General features: G+C 34.2%; 9 protein-coding genes. All 9 read left to right on the top strand.

Features of this window, described 5'->3' with window-relative positions:
• Positions 1 to 51 precede the first annotated feature (51 nt).
• The 9 genes from ACTQZF_RS08995 to ACTQZF_RS08955 all read left to right on the top strand — a co-directional run bounded on the left by ACTQZF_RS08995 (position 52) and on the right by ACTQZF_RS08955 (position 6,282).
• Positions 52 to 363, top strand: a complete 312-nt coding sequence (locus ACTQZF_RS08995; protein WP_002358082.1) for a P27 family phage terminase small subunit — start codon at positions 52 to 54, stop codon at positions 361 to 363.
• Positions 360 to 2,039, top strand: coding sequence for a terminase TerL endonuclease subunit (locus ACTQZF_RS08990; protein WP_002358080.1), 1,680 nt, complete (start codon positions 360 to 362; stop codon positions 2,037 to 2,039). The genes ACTQZF_RS08995 and ACTQZF_RS08990 overlap by 4 nt, the downstream gene beginning before the upstream one ends.
• Positions 2,040 to 2,051: 12 nt before the next feature.
• The gene (locus tag ACTQZF_RS08985; RefSeq protein WP_002358079.1) at positions 2,052 to 2,219 is read left to right on the top strand and encodes a hypothetical protein; all 168 of its coding nucleotides are present in this window, start codon (positions 2,052 to 2,054) and stop codon (positions 2,217 to 2,219) included.
• A 14-nt stretch (positions 2,220 to 2,233) separates the two neighbouring features.
• The gene (locus tag ACTQZF_RS08980) at positions 2,234 to 2,416 is read left to right on the top strand and encodes a hypothetical protein (RefSeq protein ID WP_002359532.1); all 183 of its coding nucleotides are present in this window, start codon (positions 2,234 to 2,236) and stop codon (positions 2,414 to 2,416) included.
• A gap of 32 nt (positions 2,417 to 2,448) precedes the next feature.
• Positions 2,449 to 3,624, top strand: a complete 1,176-nt coding sequence (locus ACTQZF_RS08975; protein WP_010707159.1) for a phage portal protein — start codon at positions 2,449 to 2,451, stop codon at positions 3,622 to 3,624.
• Positions 3,596 to 4,366, top strand: coding sequence for a head maturation protease, ClpP-related (locus ACTQZF_RS08970; RefSeq protein ID WP_010707160.1), 771 nt, complete (start codon positions 3,596 to 3,598; stop codon positions 4,364 to 4,366). The genes ACTQZF_RS08975 and ACTQZF_RS08970 overlap by 29 nt, the downstream gene beginning before the upstream one ends.
• A gap of 26 nt (positions 4,367 to 4,392) precedes the next feature.
• Complete coding sequence (locus tag ACTQZF_RS08965; RefSeq protein WP_441555093.1) at positions 4,393 to 5,538, top strand: phage major capsid protein; 1,146 nt, start codon at positions 4,393 to 4,395, stop codon at positions 5,536 to 5,538.
• A gap of 77 nt (positions 5,539 to 5,615) precedes the next feature.
• The gene (locus ACTQZF_RS08960) at positions 5,616 to 5,921 is read left to right on the top strand and encodes a hypothetical protein (RefSeq protein WP_441555092.1); all 306 of its coding nucleotides are present in this window, start codon (positions 5,616 to 5,618) and stop codon (positions 5,919 to 5,921) included.
• Complete coding sequence (locus ACTQZF_RS08955) at positions 5,908 to 6,282, top strand: hypothetical protein (protein WP_002404844.1); 375 nt, start codon at positions 5,908 to 5,910, stop codon at positions 6,280 to 6,282. The genes ACTQZF_RS08960 and ACTQZF_RS08955 overlap by 14 nt, the downstream gene beginning before the upstream one ends.
• Positions 6,283 to 6,429: the final 147 nt, after the last annotated feature.

The raw sequence follows: 6,429 nt of genomic DNA, 5'->3' as shown, positions 1-6,429 counted from the left end.
GTCTAAAAATATACGTTAAATTTTTTTATAGGGGGGTGATTGCTATTGAAAATGGCAGATTTGAAAAAACAGTTGATGAGTCAAATTGACGAAAACGATCAACTAGAAGTTGAAAAAGTCGAGAGATACCTTGATTTAGTAAAGCTTTATAAAAAAATGAATTCGTCTATTTCTAAGTATGGAACGATTGTAGAGTTTGAAAACGGAGCGCAGAAATACTTAAAAATCAATCCAGCAATCGCCGAAAAAGTTAAAATTTCACGTGCATTGATTGCTTTGGGAAAAGACCTTAATTTAGATGAATCAACAAAAATAGTGACTAGCGTTGACGATGATAATTATAGCGAGAGTGACTTAGTATGATTAAGCAAAAACATGTCGATTACTATATACAACAATATAAAAAAGGTGAAATAAAACTTAATAAAGAAAGAATTGAACTAATAGAGTATCTAGAAAGAGATATACTTTCAAGAGATGATATATATTTTAATGACAAAATGATAGACGATTGCATCAATTATGGTGAAAAATGGTTTTTTGAATTACAGCCATTTCAAAAATTTTTGATTGCTTTCGTCTTTTTGTATTTTAAAAAGAATAACAGAAATTTTTATCGTAAATTTCTATGGATGTTCGGCCGTGGTGGCGGTAAAAATGGTCTTCTTTCTGTCGTTCTTAATTTTTTACAAACTGAATTACATGGAATTCTAGATTACAATATTTCGATTGTTGCGAATTCAGAAGATCAAGCAAAAACTTCTTTCGAAGAAATTTACAATACAATCAAACGAAATAAAACACTTCAAAAAGCTTTCGAGTATGGGAAAACAGTTATAACCTCTAAAAAAACTGGTAGCTATATAAGATTTAGAACGTCGAATGGCGATACTAAAGATGGTTTAAGAGATGGAGCGGTGGCTTTCGACGAAATTCACCAATACCCTTCGAACAAAGATGTAAAAGTGCATATTTCTGGATTAGGAAAAAAGCCGAATCCTAGAGAATTTTATGTAGGAACAGATGGATATGTTCGAGAGGGATTTTTAGATTCTCTTAAAGAAAAAGCCAAAAGAGTGTTAAACGGTTCTAGTCGACCTAATGCTATTTTCCCTTTTATTTGCAAATTAGATTCAGAAGACCAAGTGACAGAATCAGAAAACTGGGAATTAGCAAATCCGATGTTTCATCAACCTTTATCAGAGTATGCCGAGAGCCTTTTAGAAACTATTTTTGAAGAATATGAAGACTTAGAGGACGATCCGTCAAATAGAGAAGAGTTTATGACTAAAAGAATGAATTTACCAGTTACAGATTTAGAAAGATCAGTGGCTAGTTACGAAGAAATAATGGACACCAATCGTCCTTTACCAAATTTAGAAGGTAGACAAGCAATTGGATGTTTGGACTTTGCTAGCTTGCGAGATTTTGCCGCATGTGGTCTTTTATTTAAAGATAAGGATGACTATGTTTTTAAAACACATTCATTTGTTAGAAAGCAATTTGCAGACATATATTACGGATACTCTAGGAAAGCATCAGAACAAACAAAAGAGCGATTCGCACCGATAAAAGAATGGGAAAACAGAGGATTATTATCTGTAGTTGATGGAGCTACAATTGAGCCACAAACAGTGGTCGATTGGTTTGTTGAACAACGATATAAATACGGAGTTACAAAAATTGTTGCCGATAATTTCAGAATGGATGTATTGAGACCGTTACTAATAGCTGCGGGATTTGAAGTGGTTGTGATAAAAAATCCTAGAGCAGTCGATAGTTTGCTTGCACCGAGAATAGAAACGGCGTTTGCTAATAGACACATCATTTTTGGAGAAAATCCGTTAATGCGGTGGTACACGAATAATGTATTAGTAAAGACAAACAATGATGGAAATAAGACGTACTTAAAAAAAGAAGAAGTTAGAAGGAAAACAGATGGATTTAAAGCATTTGTATGCGGTATGTATTTAGCAGATGAACTCACAGATTATAATTTTGAAGATGCATTCGATATATTAGAAGAATTAGACTTTTAAGGAGTGATAGTTATGTATAAACCACAATACCTAAATATTGTTAGGGCAACGAAATCAGCTTATGGAAACAATATTGCATATTTCAAAAAGACATTCGTTACTCATAACGGCTATAAATGGGATGTGCCAGCAAAAAAAGAAAATAAATCGGGTCGTCATTTTTTAGGGAAAATAAAATAGAGGTGGAGAATTGAATGGAAAATCAAGTAATTGAAATAAACGTCAAGAAAAGGCTACGTTATTACTTATTAGAGGCAAGTGTATATTTCAAAATTTATGTTTTAAGAAAAGAGGACACGAAAGTCATTCAATCAGCAGAAGAAAAAATCGAACGTAATTTTGATAAATATTTTAAGTATAGTTTTTCAAATATTTAAGTTTTACCATTTTTTGGAAAGGGGGTGAATGAGTGAGTTTATTTGACTTATTAAAAGGTACGTCAGCTAAAAACAAAGCTATTCAAGAAATGTTGGATTTTGAGTTTATAAACGACGTATCTACTAGAGCATACTTAAAGCGCTGGGCTTTAGATTCTGTTTTAAATTTTGTCGCTAGGACCATGTCAACAACGCAAGTACAAATAAGAGGTGCCACGAAAGAAGAATGGGACTATCTACTAAACGTACGCCCAAATAAAGACATGTCAGCGAATGATTTTTGGCAAAAATTCTTTTATACACTTTTAAAAAATAACGAAGTGTTAGTAGTTGTTTCCGATGATAATCAGTTATTGATTGCAGATGATTTTTATAGAAATGAATATGCACTATACGAAGATACGTTTTCGGAAGTAACTATAAAAAACTACATCTATCAGAGAAACTTTAAAATGTCTGAGGTTATTTACCTTCAATATAACAATGAAAAATTAGATAAGTTCACCGATGGTCTATTCAATGATTATGGTGAGCTTTTTGGCCGTATCTTAGAAGTTTCTATGCGAAATAACCAAATTCGAGCAGGTGTATCTATTGATCAAACAGGTAGTTATGGAGATAAAAAGGACGTAAATGGAAGAACCGATCAAGAAAAAATACAAGCATTCGTTAATAAGATATACAAATCTTTTAGAAATAACTCAGTAGCAATAGTTCCACAACTGAAAGGTTTTAAATACGAAGAGTACACAAATAAAACGGGCTCGTCTAATCAATCTTTGGAAGAATTGGACCAAATGAAAAAGTCATTAATCAATGATGTTTGTCGTGCCATTGGTGTTCCTTCTGCATTAGTACATGGAGAAATGGCCGATCTAGAATTTAATCTAAAAGCCTATCAAAAACTTTGTATTACTCAATTGAAGGACAAACTACAATCAGAACTTAATAATAAAGTTTTGGAAAAATATGAGTACCAACAAGGTGTACGAGTGGTAATCATGAATGTTCTTAAACGTGATCCGTATGAACAAGCTGTACAAATTGATAAATTAATTGCTTCTGGAGTATTCACGCCTAACCAAGTGTTAATTGATTTTGAGTATGAAGAATCAGAGGAAGCATTTATGAACGAGCATCATATTACTAAAAACTATGAAAAATTGAAAGGGGGTGAAGATGAAGATGACAGTGAAAATCAAAGTTAATGGGCCAATCATTTCTAATGATGATAAATGGTTCTATGAGTTGTTTGACATGGAAGCAACATCCCCGAACGATGTTTTAGATTTGTTACCTGCAAATAATGAAGATGTTGAAGTGACTATCAATTCATATGGTGGACTTGTGGATATGGGAAATGAAATATACACAGCTCTGCGTTCTTATGAGGGTCATGTGAAAGTAAACATTGTAATGGCTGGAAGTGCTGCAAGTATAATTGCGATGGCTGGTAACACAGTTGCCATTAGCCCAGTTGGTCAAATTATGATTCACAATGTCTCGATGGGGGTTGGCGGTGATTATCACACAATGGACAAAGCAAGTGAAATTTTACAGAAAGCCAATAATTCTTTAGCTAATGCATATGCTTCAAAAACAGGTAAAGCCAAAGAAGAAATTTTAGCGTTAATGGATAAAGAAACATGGCTAACCGCAGAAGAAGCTGTTGAAAATGGTTTTGTGGATGAAATCATGTTCGAAAATACCGAACGCCCATTATTGGTTGCTGATGGTGGAAGTGGTCTTATTTCAAAAGACATTATCAATGAAGTGAAAAAACTAAAAAATCAGCAGAACGAACCAGTAGTAATGGTCAATAAAAAAGAATTAAAAGAAATGATTGCTGAAGCAATCGTAGAAGTGAAGCAAAACGAAATTACAATTGAACAAACTATCGAACCCAAAGAACCCACGAACGAATCGCCGTTTGCTAGGTTCTTATTTTAATACACATTTTTAGGAGGAATTTAAATATGACAATCAATTTAAAAGGAATGGTCAATTATCAAGAAAAGCGTAAAGCTTTTATTGAATCTGTAAAAAATGGCGATCCACAGGAAAAACAAAATGAATTATACGAAGCATCTATGAATGCTTTAGCAGAAGACATGGTAGCAGAAGCAAAAAAAGAAGCTCGTATGGAAGCAGAAGAATTTATCAATGCTTCAAAAATGGATAAAGATATTACACCTCAAGAAGTTAAATTCTTTAACGCAGTCACTGAAACAGGCTGGAAAGATGAAGAACCACTTCCTGAAACAACAGTGGATGAAATTTTTAATGATTTAACAAGAGAACGTCCATTATTAAAAGAATTAGGCTTAAAGTACACAGGTTTACGCTTGAAAATCTTAAAATCTGATCCAAAAGGTGCCATTGTTTGGGGTAAAATTTTCGGCGAAATTAAAGGTCAGTTAGATGCAACCTTCAGCGAAGACGATGCAAAACAAAGCAAAGCAACAGCATTTGTAGTATTACCAAACGATCTATTAGAATATGGTCCTGTTTGGATTAAACGTTATGTAACTACTCAAATTAAAGAGGCATTTGCTGTTGGCTTCGAAGATGCTTTCCTAAATGGCGATGGAAACGATAAGCCTATTGGTTTAACTCGTGACTTAGCAAAGGGAGCTACTTCAAACGGTGTGACTACTTATCCAGAGAAAGAAGCAGCAGGAACTTTAACTTTTGCCGATGAAAAAACAGCGATTAAAGAATTAAAAGAAATGCGTAAATACCATTCTGTTAAAGAAAATGGCAAACGTATTTCTGTCGCTGGGAAAGTAGTTATTGTTGCGAGCCCGGATGAAGCTTTGGATATTGAAACAGAGTTTACTTCTCGTAATGCAATGGGGGACTGGGTTACGAAATTACCTTTTGGATTGCGGATTGTGGAATCTGATTTCCAAAAATCTGGAAAAGTTACCACTTTTGTTAGTGGTCGTTACGATGCATTTGCTGCAGGAGCATTAGTGATCAAAGAATACGATCAAACATTAGCTTTAGAAGATTGTCGTTTATTCACTGCAAAACAATTTGCGTTTGGTAAAGCACAAGACAACAAAGTTGCAGCTGTATGGACATTATCAATTAATGGAGACCCAGAGACGGGGAAGTAGCAATCCCCGTGATTGAAAAAGTCACGCCAACAACAGACGGGGCTGTTGTAAATCTGAAATAACAGGGGAGGGATTCAATGACTAATGAACAAGCATTAGAGTTAGCCAATCTGAACCTAGAAAAATTTAAGAAGCGGATGAAAATTTTTGGAACGTCGGAAGATGAATCGTTAACGGAAATTTTAGCCGCTTCTTTTTTGCGCCTTGATTCTTTGATCAATCCAGTTAAACCAGAAAGTGATTTAATCTTCATAGAACTTGTATTTGAGCGTAGCCGATATTCCTATAATGATTCATTAGAGTTTTTCGAAACAAATTTTCAGCCAGATATATTAGCGCAGTCTTTAAAATATGCGGAGGTGTTCAACGATGATACACCCTAATTATAAAAAGCCTAAAATTAATAGTGGTAGTTTGAAAACACGTGTAGAATTTTGGGGATTTGTTCCAAATGATGGACCAGAGCCAGGAGAAGAAAAAAACGAAAAGCTATATGAATGCTTTTCTTTAGCTTACAATCCATCAATGAAAGACATGGAAATATTGAACGCAAAAGGAACTAAAGAGGGGCTGACAATTAAAATCCGGGATCCACACCAAGACTATATCCCTAGCAACAAACATAAAGTTGTTATTGACGACTATAGAGCTTTACCAGTGGGCAAAGAATGGGAAATCGTAGATGTTTCACCAGATTTTGAAGATAACCGTTTTATCAAGATTGTTCTAGGGATAACGTCATGAGCGAAGTGACAGGGTTAGAAGAAATTCTCAAAAATATGGAAGATAAACTAGGTCAAGCACGAGTAAATAGAATTTCAAACAAAGCTTAAAAAAAACAAGGCGAAAGAAACAAGCAGACTGTTAAAAAATATATGGCTAGTTATATCG

It is taken from the genome of Collinsella sp. LCP19S3_H3, from assembly GCF_052119145.1.
In the GTDB taxonomy this organism is placed as follows: Bacteria; Actinomycetota; Coriobacteriia; order Coriobacteriales; family Coriobacteriaceae; genus Collinsella.
The sequence above is the reverse complement of the archived record's forward strand: the minus strand, read 5'-3'. Positions and strand labels throughout refer to the sequence as shown.